This window comes from Streptomyces mauvecolor (assembly GCF_039532965.1).
GTDB classification, from domain to species: Bacteria; Actinomycetota; Actinomycetes; order Streptomycetales; family Streptomycetaceae; genus Streptomyces; species Streptomyces violascens.
Map to the genome: position 1 here is coordinate 66,187 of NZ_BAAASQ010000008.1, position 20,317 is coordinate 86,503.

Below are 20,317 nucleotides of genomic sequence, written 5' to 3' on the forward strand. Positions count from 1 at the left end.
CCCATCCACTTGGACCGGGGGAGACAGTGGTGCAGGGATCAGTGGGGGCCGGGGGCGACGAGCAGAAGCCGTACTTCTTCCTCAGCTACGCGCACACGCCGAAGAGCGACCCCAAGGAGCGCAACCCCAACCTCTGGGTGGAGCGCTTCTTCCGGGACCTCTGCGCCCATGTGATGCAGCTGACGTCCCTGCCGGCCGGCAGCGCCGGCTTCATGGACCAGCAGATGCAGCCCGGCGAGGGATGGCAGGAACGGCTCTCGGAGGCGCTGGCGTTCTGCAAGGTGTTCGTGCCGCTCTATTCGCCGCGCTATTTCCTCAGCGAACAGTGCGGCCGGGAGTGGTTCGCCTTCTCCAGCCGGGCCGCCGCCCAGACCCGAAACAGTCACAACAACAGCAACCCCGTCACCGGAATCGTGCCCGCTCTCTGGGTGCCCGTGCCGACCAGGCAGCTGCCGCAGCCGGCCGAGCGGCTCCAGTTCAACCACGCCACCTTCGGCGACGAGTACGCCGACGAGGGCTTCTACGGGCTCATCAAGCTCAACTACCTGCGCGACCAGTACGAACGCGCCGTCTACCAGCTCGCCAAACGCATCGTGAGCGTCGCCCAGCAGATCCGCCTCGAACCCGGCGACCCGCACCAGGACTACGCGAAGGTGCCGGCCGCCTTCGGTCCGGCCGGCGAGCCCGCCCGTGAACTGGAGGTCTCCGTCCTGGCCTGCTCGCGCGCCACCCTCCCGACCGGACGCAGCCCGGACTGCTACGGATCCGAGGCCCTCGACTGGAACCCGTACCATCCGGCCTCCTCCAGACCGCTGGCCGACCACACCGTCGACGTCGTACGCGGCCTGGACGAATACACCGTGCACCTCAGCGACTTCGAGGCCGAGCCCCACCGGCTCCTCGACTCCGACCCGCCCGGAGGGCCCGGTCTCCTGCTGCTCGACCGCTGGGCCCTGGACGCCCGGAGCCGCCGCGACCTGATGACCCGGCTGTGTGCCACGCCCCGGCCGTGGATCAGCGTCCTGGTTCCGGGGAACGAGGCCGACCCCCAGACGCGCGAGCGCGACGAGGAGCTGTCGCGGCAGACCGACGCCGCCCTCGCCACCCGCGTCGACGAGAGCGACGGACACCGCACGCCGAGCGCCGGACTGCCCACACTGGAAGCCTTCAGCAAGGCGATCCCGGGGGCCGTGAAGGCGGCGGTCAGACATTACGAGGCCAACGCGCCGACCTATCCACCGCCCGGAAGCGGTGGGCCGATGCCCCGGGTGCTTCCGCGCGGCATCGGCTACGGCGTCAGTGGCCCCGGTGGCCGCGGTCAGAGCACGGACCAGGACAAGAACAACGGTGATAAGGCGGAGGGCTCATCAGATGACTGAGAACCGCAACGGGACCGTCGTCACGTTCTATTCGTACAAGGGCGGCACCGGAAGGACCATGGCGCTGGCCAACTGCGCATGGATCCTGGCGGCCAACGGATACCGGGTACTGGCGGTCGACTGGGACCTGGAGGCGCCGGGCCTGCACCGGTTCTTCCACCCCTTCCTCGACCTCGCCGACCTGGAGGCGACCCCGGGCCTGATCAACCTGATCACCGACTACCAGGACGAGGCCCGGCGCCCCGCCGACCGCGACCCCGACTGGCACCGTGACTACGCCCGGGTCCGCCCCCACGCCACCTCCCTGAACTGGAACTTCCCGCACGGCGGCAGCCTGGACTTCCTCTCGGCGGGGCGGCGCAACCGCGACTACCCGTCCATCGTCGGCAAGATGGACTGGGACGACTTCCACGAGCGGTTCGGCGGCGGCCAGTTCTTCGACGCCATGCGCGACGACATGCAGCGCCATTACGACTACACCCTGATCGACAGCCGTACGGGCCTGAGCGACATCGCCGACATCTGCACCGTCCAGATGCCCGAAGTCCTCGTCGTCTGCTTCACGTTGAGCGACCAGAGCATCGACGGCGCCTCGGCGGTGGCCCGCGACATCGAGGAGCGCTACCACGAGCGGGGCATCCGCATCCTGCCCGTCCCGATGCGCATCGACGACGGCGAGAAGGAGAAGGCGGACGCCGGACGGGCGCTCGCCCGCGAGAGCTTCCCCGGCTTCCCCAGCGGCCTCAGCACCGAGGAACTCGGCAACTACTGGGGCACGGTGGAGGTTCCCTACCGCCCCTTCTACGCCTACGAAGAGATCCTGGCCACCTTCGGCGACGCGCCCAACGTCAGCAGCTCCATGCTGAGCGCCTGCGAACGGCTCACCTCCGTCCTCACCGGCGGTGTGGTGAACGCGCTGCCGCCCATCGACGAGGCCGACCGGCTCACCCATGTCGCCGCCTACACCCGGCGCAGGCCCATGCCGCCGTCCAATGTGGTCCTCACCCATGTCGCCGAGGACCAGATGTGGGCGGACTGGCTGGTGCACGTGCTGACGATCGGCGGCTTCCAAGTCGTGCCGATCGATGTACGCACCCCCCAAGCGGCCGCTGTGGAAGCCGAGTTCACCTCGGGCGTCGGATACCGCGTCATCCCCGTGGTCTCGCAGGCCTACCTCAACACCGAGCGCGCCCGCGGCTTCTGGGAGACCGGCGCGGGGCTCGACGCGGCCGGCGGGCGGCGCCAGATACTGCCGGTGCGCGTCGGTGACGTACGGCTCAGCCCGCCGCTCAGCAGCCGCGGCCTCATCGACCTCGTACGCCTCGACGAGAGCGACGCGGGGGCCGCCGTGCTGCACGCGCTCGACCGGGCCGAGGCGGTCACCGCGCTGACCGCCGGGCCTGCCGGGCCGCGCTATCCGGGCAGCGTGCCCAAGATCTGGAACGTACGGCCCCGGCACGCCTGGTTCACCGGCCGCACCTCCGTCCTGGAGAAGCTGCGCGACCAGCTGCGCGGCGACAGCCGTTCCGCCCAGCGCTTCCCGCAGGTCCTGTACGGGCTCGGCGGCGTGGGCAAGACCCAGGTGGCCCGCGAGTACGCGCACCGCTTCCGCGCCGACTACGACCTGGTGTGGTGGATCGAGGCCGAACAGCCCGACCGGGTGGTGTCCTCGCTGGCCGAGCTGGCCGCCGAGATGGACCTCAGGGCCGGTGACGTCGTGGCCGAGGCGGCCAGCGCGGCCATGCAGGCGCTGCGGCGGGGCGCGCCCTACTCCCGCTGGCTGCTGATCTTCGACAACGTCGAGGATCTGGACCGGGCGCTGAAGCTCCTCCCGGAGGAGACCGAGCCGATCTCCGGCGAGACGTACGGCCACATCCTCGCCACCTGCCGCAACAAGCCCGCCTCGACGCAGGTGGAGGCCATCGAGGTGGAGGTCTTCACCCGCGCCGAGAGCGTCGAGCACCTGTGCCGCCGGGTCACCAAGCTCCCCACCGCCGACGCCGAACGCGTCGCCGACGCGGTGGGCGACCTGCCGCTCGCGGTCGAGGTCGCGGCCGCCTGGCTCGCCGAGACCGCGACCCCCGTCGACGCCTATGTGGAACAGCTCAAGGAGCAGAGCACCAAGGTCCTCTCGCTCGGCAAGCCGGAGGACTACTCGGAGCAGATCGGCGCGACCTGGAACATCTCGATCAGTCGGCTGCGCGACGAATCAAAGGCCGCGGTACGTCTGTTGGAGCTCTGCTCGTTCTTCTCCGCGGAGCCCATCTCGATGCGCCTGATCGGCAGCGACTCGATGTTCGAGTCCCTTCTGCCGTACGACCCCGATCTGCGCGAGCGGTACATGCTGGGCAAGGTCATCCAGACCCTGAACCGGTTCGCGCTCGCCAAGGTCGACCCGGCGGACAGCAGCATCCAGGTGCACCGGCTCGTCCAGGCCGCGGTGCGGGCCGGCCTCTCCGACGAGCAGGTGGACACCGCCAAGCACGAGGTCCACCGCATCCTCGCCGAGGCCCGGCCGGTCGAGGGCGTCGACCGCGACAACCCGGTCAACGACCCGAAGAGCTGGCCCAGTTTCGAGCTGATCTGGCCGCACCTGAGCGCGTCCGGCATCGCCGACTGCGACGAGGAGAAGGTCCGCCAGCTCATGGTCGACCGCATCCGCTACCTGCTCAAGCGCGGCGAGCTGGAGAGCGCGCGGGTGCTCGGCACCCAGCTCAACAAGGTCTGGACGCGAGAGCTCGGCGAGAACGACCTCCAGACCCTCAACATCCGCTTCGAGCTCGCCAACGCGCTGCGCGCCCAGGGCAAGTACCAGGAGGCCCGGGCGATGGACGAGGACACCCTCGCCCGCCAGATCAGCGTCCTGCACAAGGACCACCCGAACGACGACCACCCCAGCATCCTCATCACCACCGGCAGCCTCGCCGCCGACCTGCGCGCGCTCGGCAGGTTCGACGAGGCCCTCACCCGCGACCTCAGGATCTACCACGGCCTGCGGCAGATCTTCGGCGAGAACCACCCGCGCACCCTGATCGCCGCCAACAACCTCGCCATCGACTACCGGCTCAGCGGCGACAGCGAGGCGGCCCGCAGGCTGGACGAGGAGACGGTGGAGCGCCGCAGCGCCTTACTGGGCGACGAGCACCCCTTCACCCTCACCACCAAGGGCCACCTGGCCCGTGACCTGCGTGAGAGCGGCGAGTACGCGGCCTCGGTGCAGGTGCTCCGGGAAGTGGTGTCGGCGTTCGAACGGGTCCTCAACGCCGATGTGCCCGAGGCGCTGCGCACCGCCAAGAGCCTCGCGGTGTCCCTGCGCAAGGCGGGCCATCCGCACGAGGCGAAACGCCTGACCGAGGAAACGTACAACCGCTACCGCGGACGGTACGGGACCAAGGCGCCGGACGCGCTGGCCTGCTGTCTCAACCTGGCGGCCGACTTCTCGGCGACCGGCGACAAGCAGGCCGCCCTCGACCTCGCCGTCCAGGCGCTGGAGGGCTACCAGAGCACGCTGGGCGAGGAGCACCCCTTCACCCTGGCCTGCCGCAACAACGTCTACATCTACCAGCGCGGGCTCGGCGCGGCCGAGGAGGCGGTGCGGGGCGGCGAGGACGTGCGGGCGGCCCTTGAGGAAGTCCTGGGCGCACGCCACCCGTTCACGCTCTGTGCGGCGATCAACCTCGCCAACGCGTACGGCGACATGGGCCGCCCCGATCTCGCCGAACGGTGGGAACGGACCGCGCTCAAGGGCCTGTTGGAGCGGTTCGCGCCGACCCACCCCGATGTGCTCGCCTGCCGGTCCAACCTGGCGATCACCCTGCGGTCGGCCGGCCGCGAGGAGGAGGCCCAGCGGCTGCGCTCCTCCATCCTGGAACCGGCCGCGAAGCAGCTGGGCGTGGACCATCCGATCGCCGAGGCGGCCCGCGCCTGGCGCCGGATCAACCGGGACCTGGAGCCGCAGCCGGTGTGAGCGGGAGGGGGAGTGCCCGGGCCCACGGGCCCGGGCACTCCCCGGTTCATCCCCGCATGCTCACCGAGTGGCCCAGCTCAGCACGCGGGTGAGCGCCCGCAGCGCGCCGAAGTGTGCCGCTCCGCGCTCGACGATCATCTGCGCGCCGGGAATCCGCTCGGCCAGCCATCGGGTGTGCTGCACGGGTGCGAACACGTCCTGCTCGCCGTGCCACAGCAGGACCGGCGCGTGGATGTCCTCCAGGCGGAAGTCCCAGTCGGTGCTGAACGCCATCACGTCGTCCACCCAGCCGTCGGCCGAACTGCGCAGCCCCTCCTCGAAGTTGCGCTCCAGCATCGCCCGGATGCCGGCGTCGGCCACGATGCCCCGGTCCGGCTTGGGCAGCCCGGGCCGCATGTCGTTGACCGAACGGCGCGGATCGGCCCTGATCGTGATCGACCGCATCTCCAGGGACGTCGTCAACTGCCCTTTCCCGGCCGCCGCGTTGATGTACTCGCGCACATTGGACTCGGTCATCCCCTCGAACCAGTCGAGCCCCTGCGCATCGCGCGGCGCGAGCCCCACCAAGGCCGCGGCCCGCGCCGTACGGCCGGGGAGCAGCGCCGCGCAGGCGAGTGCGTGAGGGGCGCCACCTGATCGCCCCACGACGGCGAACTCGCCGATGTCCAGCGCGTCGGCGATCGCCTCCACATCGGCCGCCGCATGCGCGACCCGGCGCCCCGGCAGCCGGTCCGAATCGCCGTAACCCGGCCGGTCGAACGTGATGAGGCGGACGCCGAGGCGGTAGAGCACCGCACTGCGGGGCGCCGGACCGAGCCGGCTCCCCGGGGTGCCGTGCAACAGGAACACCGGCCTGCCCTGCGGGTTCCCGTAGTTCTCGACCGCTAAGTCGCGCCCGTCCCTGGTACGAATCAGCTCCCCCAACTGGTGCCTCCCCGTAGGTCTGGTAGGCGACAGTATGAGCGTGTGCGATTCAGTGGTACATACCCGCACTCGTCGAATGCGCGGCCGGATTCCTCCTCGCTCAGCCCAGTCGGGGGATCTCGATCGCCGGGCACCGGTCCATGACCATGTCGAGCCCGGCGGCCCGGGTCCGCTCGTACGCGTCCTCGTCGATGACCCCGAGCTGGAACCACACGGCCTTGGCGCCGATGGCCACGGCCTGATCGGCCACGTCCCCGGCGAGCTCGCTGTTGACGAACACGTCGACCACATCGACCGGGAACGGAATGGCGTCGAGCGAGGCATACCCCTGCTCACCGTGCACGGTCTCGGCCTTGGGGTGCACGGGCACGATCCGCTTGCCGTAGCGCTGAAGCACGTCGGCGACGCCGTGCGCGGCGCGCCGCTCATTGGAGGACAGCCCGACTATGGCCCAGGTGTCGCCGGTGGTGGTGAGTATCTTGCGGATGGTGTCCTGCTCGGACTGCACGGAGATCTCCTCGGATGGGGTGTCCACGGTCATGGGTGAAACGCCCGCGGCCGTGGACGGCATTCCTTCTACTTCGTCGTCGCGGTCTCCCGCAGGCCGAGGCTCTGCCGCAGGCGCCGGGCCTGGACGTACTCCCGCAGCAGCACCCCCAAGGCCCCCGGCACCGAGGGCCGGGCCGCCCCCATCAGGAGGCCCGTGCCTTTCCCGGCCGCCCGGGGGCCCCGAACCGGTCGAGCGTCTCGCGCGGAATGGTGAGCCGGCCGTCCGCGAGGTCCTCCGCCAGGTCGTTGACGAAGTCGAGGCGCCGGCCGGCGTCGATGTACGTACGACACCCCGAGGGCGCACGCGGGTGCCGCTCAGCCCGCCATGAACGTGTGCGTCGCCCCGAACGACCCGGCGACCTTGACGTCCACCACCAGGCGCGGATGGGTGGCGACCACGGTGACGGACGCGTCGGCGTGCAGGATGCGACGGGCCGGGCCGTCGACGGTGACGCGTACGGTGTCCTGGGTCTGGGTGGGGTCCGAGAGGGTGAAGGTCCACCCGTGTGCGGTGCGGCCCCACATCATCGCCGCGGGACCGGAGACGCGGACCCGCTCGACGGCCCCGGCGGCGAAGAACGTCGCCGCCGTCAACTGACCGTCCAGGTGCGCCGATTGAACGAGCGCCGTGTTGGCGAGGACGGCCCAGCGGCCGCACGCCCGGCGGGTCTGGGCGGGCGAGGCGCCGGGCAGTACGGCGTAGGCGTAGCTCGCGTCGGCCGGGTGGGGCCCGTGGTCCAGGACGATCTTCTGGTAGCGGCGGGTGCAAGGGACGGGCGTGCCATGGGTGTTGGCGCCGGTGTCGATGCCGAGCCAGCTGCCGGTGCGGTCCTCGCGCAGCAGCGTGACCGGCTGTCGGCCGGGTCCGTCGAGCAGGACGTATCCCGCCGTGCCCGCCAGATGCAGCCAGCGCGCACCGGTCACGGTCCGGGTCGTGCCGAGCGGCGAGGTGTCGGGCCTGCCGTCGGCCAGGAGCCGGGCGGCGCCCCCCTCGCCCAGGTTCCGGTTCTCGATGGCCGTCCGCACCGGGGCGCCCGAGGCGTCGGTGATCGCGGCGCCGAGACAGATCACCGCGTCCGGGGTGAAGAACCACGACTTCCGCGCGGACAAGGCGCCGTCCTGCGACACGAAGTCAAGCCCGTGCGCGCCGTGTTGGGCGTCGAAGCGCACCCCGCCCGCGTACGACGTGGTGGTCCGCGGAGGGTCGGAGAGGAGCGGGGGCGGGGCCGCGTCCCGCGCGGTGGTGCCGGGCAGCAGGGTGGCGTCGATGGTGGGCCAGTACGCGTCGCTGTAATGGCCCTGCTGCCCGGGCAGAAAGGTGTACAGGACGCCGTCGCCCGTGTACCAGCCGTGCAGGTTCATGCCGTTGATGGACTCGTACCGGCAGATCCGCTTCGAAGCGACACCGAGCGAGGCCGACCAGCCGCCCGTGCTGTGCACCATGCGGTCCATCTGCGGGAACACCCGATGGGCGAGCGGGGCGGCGGATCCGGGCCACGGCGCGGTGAGCTGTTCGGCGAACTCGACCTCGGGGACCCCGACGGGTTGCAGCCCGCCCGAGAACCGCACCAGGTCCGCCACATCGAGGTACGGCGCCCACGTGCCCTCGGCGATCCACCGCGCGGCGAGACCGGCGAGGCGTGAGCGGGCGGGCTCGGCCGCCGTCCTGGCGAGCAGCACCACCGCGGCGATGAACTGGTGCCCCGCGTCATGCCCGGTCTCGCCCTGCCGGGACAGCATCCGGCCGCGGACCGGCTCCATCATCGACCCGGCGAACAGGAACGGCGCGTACACATCCGGGACCGACTGCTCGAACATCGCCCTTACCCGGGGGGTCAGTTGAGTGCCGGTTCCGTCGGTGACATACGTCAGTGCGGCGATCGCGCTCAGCAGCACCAGGCCGTAGTGGCCCGGGTACGGCACCACCTCGTGCTGGATGAAGGAGCCGTCGGTGCGGTAGCCGTCGCCCTCGGTCGACCGCTTGGTGAGGTCCGCCGCTCCCTGCCCCGCGGCGTCGGTCACCGCCGCGAGGCCCGCTGCCACCCGGCCGGCGTCGCCCGCGAGGGCCCCGGACACCACGGTGATCAGCGCCTTGTCCGCGCGGTTGGCGCCGGTCTCCACCAACCCGGCCGTCGCGGTGCGCCGGTTGGGGTCGGCGACGAAGCGCAGCACGGGGCGCAGGACCCTTTCCCGGTCGGCGGCGGGCAGCCGGTCTCCGAGCGCCACGACGGTCTGGAGCAGCCAGTAGGGCACGCCTATCTCGTACGAGTACCAGTTGCCGATCTCGGCCGTGTGCTCGTTGTACTGCGTGCGCCAGAGGGTGTTGAGCGCCGTCACGATGCGCCCGGGCAGCTCCGGGCGGGCGGAGAGGGCGGAGCCCGGCGTCGCCCAGTCCACCGCGATCGTCCGCAAGCGGTAGTACATGATGGGGAAGTAGGTGCTGCCGGGGCCCGTCGGCAGATCGGGCCAGAGCTGGTCGCGGGTCACATCCATGGCCGAGTGATAGCCGAGCGCCACTTCGTCCAGGGCTGCCACGGCCCGGTCGCGCTTCGACGACACCCGGCCCGTGCCGACCTGGAGCGTGCGGTAGGCGGCCACGATCTTTGCGTGGTCCGGGGCGTCCGACGCGCCCCCGGGCGCGGCCGTCGCGGGCTCGCCGAGCCCGAAGGAGACCGCGGCGGTCGTAGCGGCAGTTGCTCCGAGACGCAGTACGTCTCTGCGATCCAGCGGCATCGCTCGTCCTCACGTCAGGGTGCGCGGGCGGTGGGGGAGGGGCACGATCTCGTTATCTGGTTCAACCACCTGAACATTGCTCAGATACGGGAACTTTGCGAGCGGGCTCAAGGTAGTCCGGAGGTTCATTGGAGTCAACGCCCCTGCGATCGCGGCCCGTTGGACCGGGCCCCGGGCGTCGGGCCCCCGCGCGGACGCGCGCCCGCCACCCGGTGCACCACGGCTCGCGCCCAACGCCGCGAAAAACCCGGTGCCCCCTCCCCGGCCCCCTCCCTACACTCGCTCTGCGTGCCGCCGACAAGGCGACGCGCTCTGCTGTTGAGCAGGCCCGTGCACACGAGTGCGCGAGCGAACGAGCGAAGAGAAGGGGAGCCGGGCCATGCGTACGCAGCACACCGCGGCCATTGCTCCCTCGTCCCGTTACGACGTGATTTTGGTGTCTCGCATCGCTCGGTGACGGCTGCGCGGCCTTCACCGGATTTCTGTGACGCAACGTCAGATCCCTTTGTTTCCGGCACAGCTGTGACCTGCCGTCACGGCTGAGTCGACCGGGCTCCCGTCGTCCTGAATCGCGCTGCCGGCTCGCCCAGTCCGTCTCATCACTGGGCTCCTCAGCGAAAGCACTCGAAAGGCCTCAGGCCATGCGCACCAACACGCGACCTCTCGCCGCCACGTCCCTCTCCGCCGTCCGCAACCTCGGCATCCTCGCCCACGTCGACGCGGGCAAGACCACCGTCACCGAACGGATCCTGTTCGCGACCGGTGCCGTCCACAAGCGGGGCGAGGTGCACGACGGGACGACCGTCACCGACTACGACGCGCAGGAACGCGACCGCGGCATCACCATCTTCGCGGCGGCCGTGAGCTGCCGCTGGGACGGGCATCGCATCAACCTCATCGACACCCCGGGCCACGTCGACTTCGCCGACGAGGTCGAGCGGTCCCTGCGGGTGCTCGACGGGGCCGTCGCGGTGTTCGACGCCGTTGCCGGAGTCGAGCCGCAGAGCGAGTCGGTCTGGCGACAGGCCGACCGGCACGGCGTGCCGCGCATCGCCTTCGTGAACAAGCTGGACCGGGCGGGCGCCGACCTCGACAGGGCGGTCGCCTCGATCCGGGAGCGGCTCGGCGCCGTACCCCTGGTGGTCCAGCTGCCCATCGGACGCGAGGACGGGTTCACCGGCGTCGTCGACCTGGTGCGCATGCGCGCTCTGCGGTGGCACGACGACACCTGCACGAGCGGGCCGGTCGACGGGGCACTGCTCGACGAGGCGACACGAAGGCGCCGCCTCCTTGAGGAGACGGTGGCGGAGCTCCATCCGGACGCGTTGGAGGAGTTCTGCGCGGCTTCGGCGCTGACCGAGCAGACCCTGGTCCGTGTCCTGCGCGAGCTGACCCTGAGCGGGGACGCCGTGGTGGTGCTCGGTGGTTCGGCCTACCGCAACCGCGGGATCGAGCCCCTCCTGGACGCGGTGCTCGCCTACCTGCCGTCGCCCGCCGACATGCCGCCCGTACGCGGCACCGTCGACGGCGTCGAGCAGGAGCGGGCGCCCGATCCGGCGGAGCCGTTCACGGCGCTGGCCTTCAAGGTGGCGGCCACCGCGCGCGGGCGCCTGACCTATCTGCGGGTCTACTCGGGCACCCTGCTCAAGGGTGACTCCGTACGTGACGCGGCGACCGGCCGCGTCGAACGCGTCGGCCGGATCCTGCGCGTCCAGGCCGACCGGCACGAGGAGAGGGAGGAAGCGATGGCGGGCGACATCGTCGCCGTGGTGGGTCTCAAGTCGGCCCGGCCCGGCGCGACCCTGTGCGCGCCGGACGCGCCCGTGCTCCTCGAACCGCCCTCGGTGGCGGAACCCGTGGTGTCGGTCGCGGTCGAGGCCAAGCGCAGCACCGACACCGGCCGGCTCGCCGCGGCGCTGGCACGTCTCGCCGAGGAGGACCCGTCGCTGGTCGTACGGTCCGACGCGGAGACCGGTCAGACCGTCCTCTCCGGCATGGGCGAGCTGCACCTGGAGGTCGCGGTGGAGAAGATCCGGCGCGACCAGGGCGTGGAGGTCGGCGTCGGCCGGCCTCAGGTCTCGTACCGCGAAACCGTCGTGCGCGGCGTGACCGGTCTCGTCCACCGGCATGTCAAACAGGACGGCGGGGCCGGGCAGTTCGCGCAGGTCGTCCTCGATGTGGAGCCGATGGAAGGGGTGGGATTCGAGTTCCGGTCGACGGTGGTCGGCGGCCGGGTGCCGCAGGAGTACGCGCGCGCCGTGGAGGCGGGCTGCCGCGACGCCCTCGCCGAGGGCCCGCTCGGCGGCCACCCGGTCACGGGCCTGCGCGTCACGCTCACCGACGGGGCGACCCACTCCAAGGACTCCTCGGAGATGGCGTTCCGCACGGCCGGTCGCTTCGCCCTGCGCGAGGCGCTGCGGGCGAGCGTGATGGGGCTGCTCGAACCGGTCGTCGAGGTCACGGTGACCGTGCCCGAGGACGGCGTCGGCGGCGTCCTGGGTGACCTCGCGGCGCGCCGCGGCCAGGTGTCGGCGTCCACCACCGGAGCCGGTTCCGCGGTGATCACGGCGGCGGTCCCGCTGGCCGAGTTCTTCGGGTACGCCTCCCGGCTGCGCGGCCGGACCCAGGGCCGGGGCACCTTCACGACCCGGCCCGCGCCGCTCGCGCCGGTGCCGGCCGCGGTCGCCGACGCGCTCCTGACGCGGTAGCCGCCGCTGCCTGTTCCGCCCCGGTCGGCCGGGGCGGAACAGGCGCATAGGGTGGGCGGATGCAGGAGCAGTACCGCACCATCGCCCGAGAGGGCGTGCACGAGAGCGAGATCAACAGGTCGCGCTTCATCTGCGCGCTCGCCCCCGCCGCGACCGAACAGGAGGCACAGGCGTTCGTCGCCCGCATCCGCAAGGAGCACCCGACCGCCAGCCACAACTGTTTCGCGTACGTCATCGGAGCCGACGCCTCCGTACAGAAGGCGAGCGACGACGGCGAACCCGGCGGCACCGCGGGCGTGCCGATGCTCCAGATGCTGACCCGGCGCGAGGTGCGGTACGTCGTCGCCGTGGTCACCCGTTACTACGGCGGGGTCAAGCTCGGCGCGGGCGGTCTGATCAGGGCGTACGGGGGTGTCGTCGGCGAGGCCCTGGACGCGCTCGGCACGATCGTGCGCCGGCGGTTCCGGCTCGCCAGCGTCACTGTCGACCACCAGCGCGCGGGCAAGCTGGAGAACGACCTGAGGGCGACCGGCCGCGCGGTGCACGAGGTGCGGTACGCGGAGGCCGTGACCATCGAGATCGGGCTCCCCGAGGCCGACGTCGAGGGCTTCCGCGCCTGGCTCGCCGACGCCACCGCCGGCACCGCGACCCTTGAGCTGGGCGGAGAGGCGTACGGGGATGCGTAAGCCCGGCGGCAGCGGCATGGGAGAGCCGAGGCGGGCGGAGCGGGCGGATGTCCCGGTTACCGCCCGTGTTGTCAGACCCCACCGTTACCCTCGGGGATCATGAGATTCCTGCACACCTCGGACTGGCACCTGGGCCGGTCCTTCCACCGGGTCGACCTGCTCGGCGCTCAGGCGGCGTTCGTCGACCACGTGGTGGCGACGGTACGTGACCGAGGTGTGGACGCGGTGCTCGTGGCTGGGGACGTGTACGACAGGGCGGTGCCGCCGCTCGCCGCCGTCGACCTGTTCGACCGGGCCCTGCACAGCCTCGCCGATCTCGGTGTGCCCACGGTGATGATCTCCGGAAACCACGACTCGGCGCGCAGGCTGGGCGTCGGAGCCGGCCTCATCGAGAGGGCCGGGATCCATCTGCGGACCGACCCGACGGGCTGCGGTACACCGGTCATGATCGGCGACGTGGCCTGCTACGGGCTGCCCTACCTGGAACCCGCCCTGGTCCGCGACGAACTGGCGGCGCCGAAGGCCGGGCACGAGGCGGTGCTCGCCGCGGCCATGGAGCGCGTACGGGCGGACCTCGCGACCCGCCCCGAAAACACCCGGTCCATCGTGCTCGCGCACGCCTTCGTGGCCGGGGGCGAGCCGAGCGACAGCGAGCGCGACATCACCGTAGGGGGAGTCGCCGCAGTGCCCGCCGGCGTCTTCGACGGCGTCGACTACGTGGCCCTCGGCCACCTCCACGGCAGTCAGGTGATCACCGACCGGGTCCGCTACTCGGGCTCGCCGCTCGCCTACTCCTTCTCGGAAGCCGCCCACCGCAAGTCCATGTGGCTGGTGGACCTCGCCGCCGACGGAGCGGTCACCGCCGAACGCATCGACTGCCCGGTGCCCCGCCCCCTCGCCCGTATCCGGGGACACCTGGACGAACTCCTCGAAGACCCGGCGCTGTCCCGCCACGAACAGGCATGGGTGGAGGCCACGTTGACCGACGTGCAGCGCCCCGCCGACGCCATGGCCCGGATCAGCACGCGCTTCCCGCACACCTTGAGCCTCGCCTTCGACCCCGAGCGGGCCGACGGCGATCCGCAGGCCTCGTACGCGCAGCGCCTCAGCGGTCGCAGCGACCAGCAGATCGCGGAGGACTTCGTGGCGCACGTACGCGGCGGCAGCGGCCCGGACGCCCAGGAACGCACCGTGCTGCAAGGGGCGCTCGACGCCGTACGCGTGGACGATGGCGTGCGCGAGGTGGCCCGGTGAGGCTGCACCGCATGCGCGTGACGGCCTTCGGCCCCTTCGCGGGCAGCCAGGAGGTCGACTTCGACGCGCTGTCCGCCGCGGGCCTGTTCCTGCTGCACGGCCCGACCGGCGCGGGCAAGACCTCGGTGCTCGACGCGGTCTGCTTCGCCCTGTACGGAGCGGTCCCCGGCGCCCGCCAGAGCCCCGGCACCCCCCTGCGCAGCGACCATGCCGCGCAGGACGTCTTCACCGAGGTGCTGCTCGAACTGACCGTCGGCGGGCGGCGGTTGGAGATCACCCGGCGCCCGCAGCAGGAACGGCCCAAAAAGAAGGGCATCGGCTTCACCACCGAGAAGGCGCAGACCTGGCTGCGCGAGTACGACCCGGCCGACCGCGCCTGGCAGGCGCTGAGCCGCTCGCACCAGGAGGTCGGCGAGGAGCTCGGCCGGCTCATCGGGATGAGCCGGGAGCAGTTCTGCCAGGTCGTGCTGTTGCCGCAGGGGGAGTTCGCCAAGTTCCTGAGGTCGGACGCGGAAGCGCGCGGACGCCTCCTCGGCAGGCTCTTCGACACCCGCCGGTTCGCCGCCGTGGAGGAGCGCCTCGCCGAGCTGCGCAAGACCGCCGAGCGCCAGGTCAAGGACGGCGACGAGCAGTTGCTCGCCATCGCCCAGCGGATGGCGCAGGCCGCGGGCGACAGCACCGACGCGCGCGCATGGCCGCTGCCCGACGCACGGCCCGGCGACCCGGGCCTGGCCTCGGCCGTCCTGCAGTGGGCGGCCGTCGCGCGCGGCGGCGCACACGAACGCCTCGACATCGCCTCGGCCGCCGTGTCCGCCGCCGAAAGCAGGCAGGCCGCGGCCCGCCGCATCGCCGAAGAGGCCCGGCAGCTGGCCGCCCTCCAGGAGCGGTACGCGGAAGCTGCCCGCAGAGCCGAGGAGCTGGCGGCCCGCCGCCCCGAACAGGACGCACTGCGGGCCCGCCTGGACACGGCCCGCAAGGCGGAACTGGTCTCGCCCGCGCTCGAATGGCGGGAGCAGGCCCAGCGTGCACACCGCACGGCCACCGCCGAGCGGGACCGCTCCCGCGCCCGGCTGCACCCGGACCTCGCCGACGCCGGAGCCGATCAACTCGCCTCCCTGGAGCGGAGGATGCGCCAGGATCTCGGCGCGCTGGAGTCCGCCCGCCGGGCCGAGCGCCGCAGTGCGGAGATCGATGACGAGCGCGCCCGCCTCGACCGGCAGGCCCGCGCCGACGAGGACGCCCTCACCGACACCGCGGCATGGCTCGCGGGCTGGGAGGCCGCCCGGCTCGGCCACCAGAAGCGGATCGATGCCGCCCACGAAGCGGCGACCCGCGCGGAACAGCTCGCCGGACAGCTCGAACCGGCCCAGCGGCGGCTCGCGGCCGCCCGCGAACGCGATGCGCTACAGGCTCGCCTGACCGCGGCCGACCGGCGACATGCCGACACCCGCGAGGCCGCCAACGCCGCACACGAACACTGGCTCGCGCTGCGCGAGGAGCGGCTGCGCGGCATCGCGGCCGAGCTTGCGGCGCGGCTGCGCGAGGGGGAGCCGTGCACGGTGTGCGGCTCGGCCGACCACCCCGCGCCCGCCCGCCCCGGCACCGGCCAGATCGACCGCGCGACGGAGGATGCCGCGCAGCAGGCATACCGGGACGCCGACCGGGCCCGCGCCGAAGCTGAGGCCGCCCTGTCCTTGGTACGGGAGGAGCTCGCCGGTGCGCGGGCCGAGGCGGGCGCGGCGAGCGTGGCCGAACTGTCCGATGCTGCGGGGGAGTTGCAGCGTGCGCACGGTGCGGCGCGGGGCGCGGCGGCCGGGCTGCACGAGGCTCAGCTGGCGCTTGCCTCGGCGGAGGGAGAGTACGAGAGGCGCCTGAACGCCCAGCGCACGGCACAGCAGAACATGGCCGCCCGGACCGCGAGCCGCGAAGCCCTGGATCGCGAACAGGCAGTTCTGGAGCGGGAGTTGAGCGACGTCCGGGCGGGTGCAGCCAGCGTCGCCGAGCAGGCCGGGCTGCTCGAACACCGGGCGGCCATCCTCGCCGAGGCCGTGGAGGCGGTGCGCGCCGTCGAGGACAGCGCCGAGCGGCTCAAGGAGGCCGACGGACGGCTCTCGGAGGCGGCGTTCCGGGCCGGGTTCGACACCCCGGCCGCGGCATCGGCCGCCCTGATCGACGAGCGGGGCCAGCGCGACATCCAGCACCGGCTCGACGAATGGCAGCACCAGCGGGCCACGGTCACCGCGCGCCTCGCCGAGCCGGAGACGGCCGCGGCCGGTCTTGCCGCGCCGGCCCGCACCGCTGAGGCGGAGGCCGAGTCCGCGGCGGCCGAACGGGCCCTGCGGGAAGCCGTTTCGGCCCTTTCTGCGGCCCGGTCCCGCTGTGCGGAACTGCACGCTCTGAGCGGCCGGGCCACCGAGGAGACCCGCAGGATCGGCCCGCTGCGCGAGGAGTACGAGCGGGTCGCCCGCCTCGCCGGGCTCACCGCGGGCACCTCCGCCGACAACGAGCGCAAGATGCGCCTGGAGTCGTACGTCCTTGCCGCGCGCCTCGAACAGGTCGCGGCCGCGGCGACGGCCCGGCTCCAGCGGATGTCGGGCGGGCGGTACACGCTGGTCCACTCCGACGTGAGGGGCGGCCGGGGGCGGTCGGGCCTCGGGCTGCACGTGGTCGATGCCTGGACGGGCCGCGAGCGCGACACCGCGACGCTGTCGGGCGGCGAGACGTTCTTCGCCTCCCTCGCGCTGGCCCTGGGCCTGGCCGATGTCGTCACCGACGAGGCGGGTGGGGTGCGGCTCGACACGCTGTTCATCGACGAGGGCTTCGGCAGCCTCGACGACCAGACCCTGGACGAGGTGCTGGACGTCCTGGACTCGCTGCGAGAGCGGGACCGCAGCGTGGGGATCGTGAGCCACGTGGGTGACCTGAGGCGCCGCATCCCGGCGCAGCTGGAGGTGGTGAAGGACCGCGCGGGGTCGTCGGTGCGGCTGCGTGGAGTGGCCGCTGGGGCTCGGCCCCAGACCCCGTAGGTCCCTCCCCACCCCTTCCCGCTGTGACATTCTGCGGCTCCGACGCGTGGCCTCCGGGGGTGGGTGGGTTCGGCTGCGGATCGCCATGGGTGGTGCTTCAGCTGCGGGCCGTGCGTGGCTGGTCGCGCAGTTCCCCGCGCCCCTGGCAGTGTCGATTCTGGTCAGCACCGGCATCTTTAGCCCGTCATGGGGTACCCCCAGGCCCTTAAGATCTTGGGGGAGTTTGAGGACGAGCACCGTTGAGGCGCGACCGGGGTCTGGGGCGGAGTCCCAGGGGCACCCCCGCCCCCCGATCAGCGGCCGATCGCCCGCCGCGGGAGCGGGGACGAATACACCACGCTCGTCGTCACCGACCCCAACGCCCCGATCTTCCCCGAGATCTCCTCGAGATGGCTCATCGACCGCGCCCCCACCTTGATCACAAAGCAGTCGTCCCCCGTCACATGGTGCGCCTCCATGATTTCCGGCGTCGCGTCCACCAGATCGTGGAACGGCTTGTAATGGCCGTTCGGATAGCGAAGCCGCACGAAGGCGAGGATCGGCCGGCCGAGGCGTTCCTGGTCGACGACGGCCGTGTAGCCCGCGATCACCCCGGCCTCTTCGAGGCGACGTACCCGCTCGGTGACGGCGCTCGCCGACATCGAGACGGTCCTGGCCAGCTCGGCGAACGTGGCCCGGCCTTCCTGCTGGAGGGCTTCCAGAATGCGCCAGTCGGTGGCGTCCGGGGAATACGCGGTCATGCCGCCCACACAACCGTGAAATCCCCGGCGGATCAAGAGATGTTCCGGGGATCGGACCTTCCCGGAGTTGATCATCGGGACATAGATTTTCAGCCATGACGACACAGCTCACCGCCCCCGCCAATCCCGTCCTGCGCGTGGCCCCGGCCGCCCCCGCCGACGCCGCCGCCTACTTCCGCGCCAGCCTGGTCTTCCACGCCGACGTCTCCGACGTGGCCTCGGGGCTCGCCGTCGTGGGCGACCCGGGATTCGTGGTCCTGGACTCCCGCTCCACCGCGTCCTGGGACCAGGGCCATGTGCCCGGCGCCGTCCACCTGCCGACCGCGCTGATCGCCGAGCAGGCCGAGCAGCTCCTGAACAAGTCCGTGCCGGTCGTCACGTACTGCTGGGGCCCGGGCTGCAACGGTGCCACCCGCGCGGCCCTCGCGCTCGCCGAACTCGGCTTCCAGGTCAAGGAGATGCTCGGCGGATTCGAGTACTGGGTCCGCGAGGGCTTCGAGTTCGAGACGTGGGAGGGGCGCGAGAAGCGTGCCGCCGACCCGCTGACCGCGCCGGTCGACTCCGACGACTGCGGCTGCTGAACGCCGTGGGCACCGAGGGAGCGGGGCGGCCCGGTCACCGGACCGCCCCGCCGGTGCCTCAGAGCTTGGACAGCTCGTCGACCAGGTCGTCGAGACCGAGCGAGCCCTGCGAGAGGGCCGCCATGTGCCAGGCCTTCGGGTCGAAGGCGTCGCCGTGGCGGGCCCGCGCGTTCTCGCGGCCAAGCAGCCAGGCGCGCTCGCCCAGCTTGTAGCCGATCGCCTGCCCCGGCATCGACAGATAGCGGATCAGCTCGCTCCGGACGAAGTCCGCCGGACGGCTGCTGTGGCCACTGAAGAACTCGTGCGCCAGCTCCGGAGTCCAGCGCTCGCCCGGGTGGAACGGAGAATCCGCCGGAATCTCCAGCTCCAGGTGCATACCGATGTCGATGATCACCCGGCAGGCGCGCATCATCTGCGCGTCCAGGTAACCGAGCCGGCGCTCGGGGTCGGTGAGGAAGCCCAGCTCGTCCATCAGGCGCTCGGCGTACAGCGCCCAGCCTTCGGCGTTGGCGCTGACGTGGCCGACGGTGGCCTGGTAGCGGGAGAGCTGGTCCGCGACGTGCGCCCACTGCGCGATCTGCAGGTGATGGCCCGGCACGCCCTCGTGGTACCAGGTCGACACCAGGTCGTACACCGGGAATCGGGTCTCGCCCATGGTGGGCAGCCAGGTGCGGCCGGGCCGCGAGAAGTCCTCGGAGGGGCCCGTGTAGTACGGGGCCGCGGCGCCGCCGGGCGGCGCGATGCGGGACTCCACCTTCCGTACCCGCTCGGCGAGTTCGAAGTGCGTCCCGTCCAGCGCTTCGATGGCCTCGTCCATCAGGGACTGCAGCCAGTCGCGGACCTCGTCGACGCCCTCGATGTGCGTGCCGTGCTCGTCGAGGTGCGCCAGCGCCTCCCAGGGGCCCGCGCCGGGCAGGATCTTGGCGGCCTCGGTCTTCATCTCGCCGAGCAGCCGGTGGTACTCGGACCAGCCGTACGCGTACGCCTCGTCCAGGTCGAGGGCGGTGCCGTTGTAGTACTGCGACCAGCGCTGGTACCGCTCGCGGCCCACCGTGTCGGCGGATCCCTCGATGGCCGGCGCGTACACGTCGCGCAGCCAGTCGCGCAGTGCGGCAAGAGCCGCGGACGCCTCGCCCGCCGCCGAGTCGAGCTCGGCACGCAGGGCCTCGGGGCCGGGCGCGGCGAGCTCCTCGAAGAAGCGGGTGTCGATCCATTCACCGAGCTGGCCGATGACGGTGTGGGTGGCGCGCGGGCCGCCGAACAGCTTGCGTTCCAGGCCGAGTTCGAGCGAGGCGCGGTAGCCCTCGATGGCTGCGGGCACCGCGCGAAGGCGGGAGGCGACCGCCCGCCAGTCCTCCTCGGTCTCGGTCGGCGTCATGGTGAACGCCATCCGGACGCTGTGGGCGGGCGAGTGCAGATTGCTGATCGTACGCAGGCCCTCGTCGGCTTCGTGGACGGCGAGTTCGGAGGTCAGCCGCTCCCGCAGCAGCCGGCCGCAGCGGCGCTCGGCGTCGCTGTCGGCGCCGGGCTGCCGCTCGGCCTCGTCGAGGCGGGCGAGTGTGGTGCGCGCCAGGTCGGCCACGGCCGACTGTCCTGCGGGGGAGAAGTCGGGCAGGAGGGCGTGGCTCGCCCTGACGCCCAGATAGCTCCCGGTGATCGGGTCGAGTTCGATGAGTGCGTCGACGTAGGCGTCGGCGACCTGGCGGGGCAGCGCGCTGCTGGAAGTGACTGACATGCGGACATCCTCTCCAAGTGAGGGCTCCGCGTCAC

The 20,317-nt window shown here is 72.0% G+C and carries 12 protein-coding genes; 7 read left to right on the forward strand and 5 right to left on the reverse strand.

Annotated elements, in window-relative coordinates; translation table 11 throughout:
- The first annotated feature begins 29 nt into the window (after positions 1-29).
- Entirely contained in the window at positions 30-1,379 is a 1,350-nt protein-coding gene (locus tag ABD346_RS08180; protein WP_344373399.1) for a TIR-like protein FxsC, read from the forward strand.
- Positions 1,372-5,346 carry an FxSxx-COOH system tetratricopeptide repeat protein gene (gene fxsT / locus ABD346_RS08185; RefSeq protein WP_344373401.1) on the forward strand — a complete coding sequence of 1,325 codons (3,975 nt, stop codon included), beginning with the start codon at positions 1,372-1,374 and terminating at the stop codon, positions 5,344-5,346. Before ABD346_RS08180 ends, fxsT begins: the two co-directional genes overlap by 8 nt.
- A gap of 60 nt (positions 5,347-5,406) precedes the next feature.
- Here fxsT and ABD346_RS08190 read toward each other — a convergent pair whose 3' ends face one another.
- The 3 genes from ABD346_RS08190 to ABD346_RS08200 form a co-directional block, all read right to left on the reverse strand.
- Positions 5,407-6,270 carry an alpha/beta fold hydrolase gene (locus ABD346_RS08190; protein WP_344373403.1) on the reverse strand — a complete coding sequence of 288 codons (864 nt, stop codon included), beginning with the start codon at positions 6,268-6,270 and terminating at the stop codon, positions 5,407-5,409.
- A 100-nt stretch (positions 6,271-6,370) separates the two neighbouring features.
- Positions 6,371-6,811: a CoA-binding protein gene (locus tag ABD346_RS08195; protein ID WP_344373405.1), complete on the reverse strand. Its 441-nt coding sequence runs from the start codon at positions 6,809-6,811 to the stop codon at positions 6,371-6,373.
- 323 nt (positions 6,812-7,134) lie between these two features.
- Entirely contained in the window at positions 7,135-9,552 is a 2,418-nt protein-coding gene (locus ABD346_RS08200) for a polysaccharide lyase 8 family protein (protein WP_344373406.1), read from the reverse strand.
- Positions 9,553-10,193: 641 nt separating this feature from the next.
- On the opposite strand from ABD346_RS08200, the gene fusA reads away from it, so the two are divergent.
- The 4 genes from fusA (at position 10,194) to ABD346_RS08220 (ending at position 17,226) form a co-directional block, all read left to right on the forward strand.
- Positions 10,194-12,260 (forward strand): elongation factor G, encoded by a 2,067-nt coding sequence (gene fusA / locus ABD346_RS08205; RefSeq protein WP_344373408.1) that lies wholly within the window; start codon positions 10,194-10,196, stop codon positions 12,258-12,260.
- 59 nt (positions 12,261-12,319) lie between these two features.
- Positions 12,320-12,946: a YigZ family protein gene (locus ABD346_RS08210; protein ID WP_344373410.1), complete on the forward strand. Its 627-nt coding sequence runs from the start codon at positions 12,320-12,322 to the stop codon at positions 12,944-12,946.
- A 99-nt stretch (positions 12,947-13,045) separates the two neighbouring features.
- On the forward strand, positions 13,046-14,200 hold the full coding sequence (locus ABD346_RS08215; RefSeq protein ID WP_344373412.1) for an exonuclease SbcCD subunit D: 1,155 nt from the start codon (positions 13,046-13,048) through the stop codon (positions 14,198-14,200).
- Entirely contained in the window at positions 14,197-17,226 is a 3,030-nt protein-coding gene (locus ABD346_RS08220) for an AAA family ATPase (RefSeq protein ID WP_344373414.1), read from the forward strand. The genes ABD346_RS08215 and ABD346_RS08220 overlap by 4 nt, the downstream gene beginning before the upstream one ends.
- Positions 17,227-17,519: 293 nt before the next feature.
- On the opposite strand, the gene ABD346_RS08225 is transcribed toward ABD346_RS08220, so the two are convergent.
- A complete protein-coding gene (locus tag ABD346_RS08225; RefSeq protein WP_189960599.1) occupies positions 17,520-17,966 on the reverse strand; it encodes an Lrp/AsnC family transcriptional regulator in 447 nt (148 codons plus the stop codon).
- Positions 17,967-18,061: 95 nt separating this feature from the next.
- Here ABD346_RS08225 and ABD346_RS08230 point away from each other — a divergent pair, with 95 nt between their 5' ends.
- A complete protein-coding gene (locus ABD346_RS08230) occupies positions 18,062-18,547 on the forward strand; it encodes a rhodanese-like domain-containing protein (RefSeq protein ID WP_344373417.1) in 486 nt (161 codons plus the stop codon).
- Between the two features lie 58 nt (positions 18,548-18,605).
- On the opposite strand, the gene ABD346_RS08235 is transcribed toward ABD346_RS08230, so the two are convergent.
- Positions 18,606-20,282, reverse strand: coding sequence for a DUF885 domain-containing protein (locus ABD346_RS08235; RefSeq protein ID WP_344373419.1), 1,677 nt, complete (start codon positions 20,280-20,282; stop codon positions 18,606-18,608).
- Between the last annotated feature and the right edge of the window lie 35 nt (positions 20,283-20,317).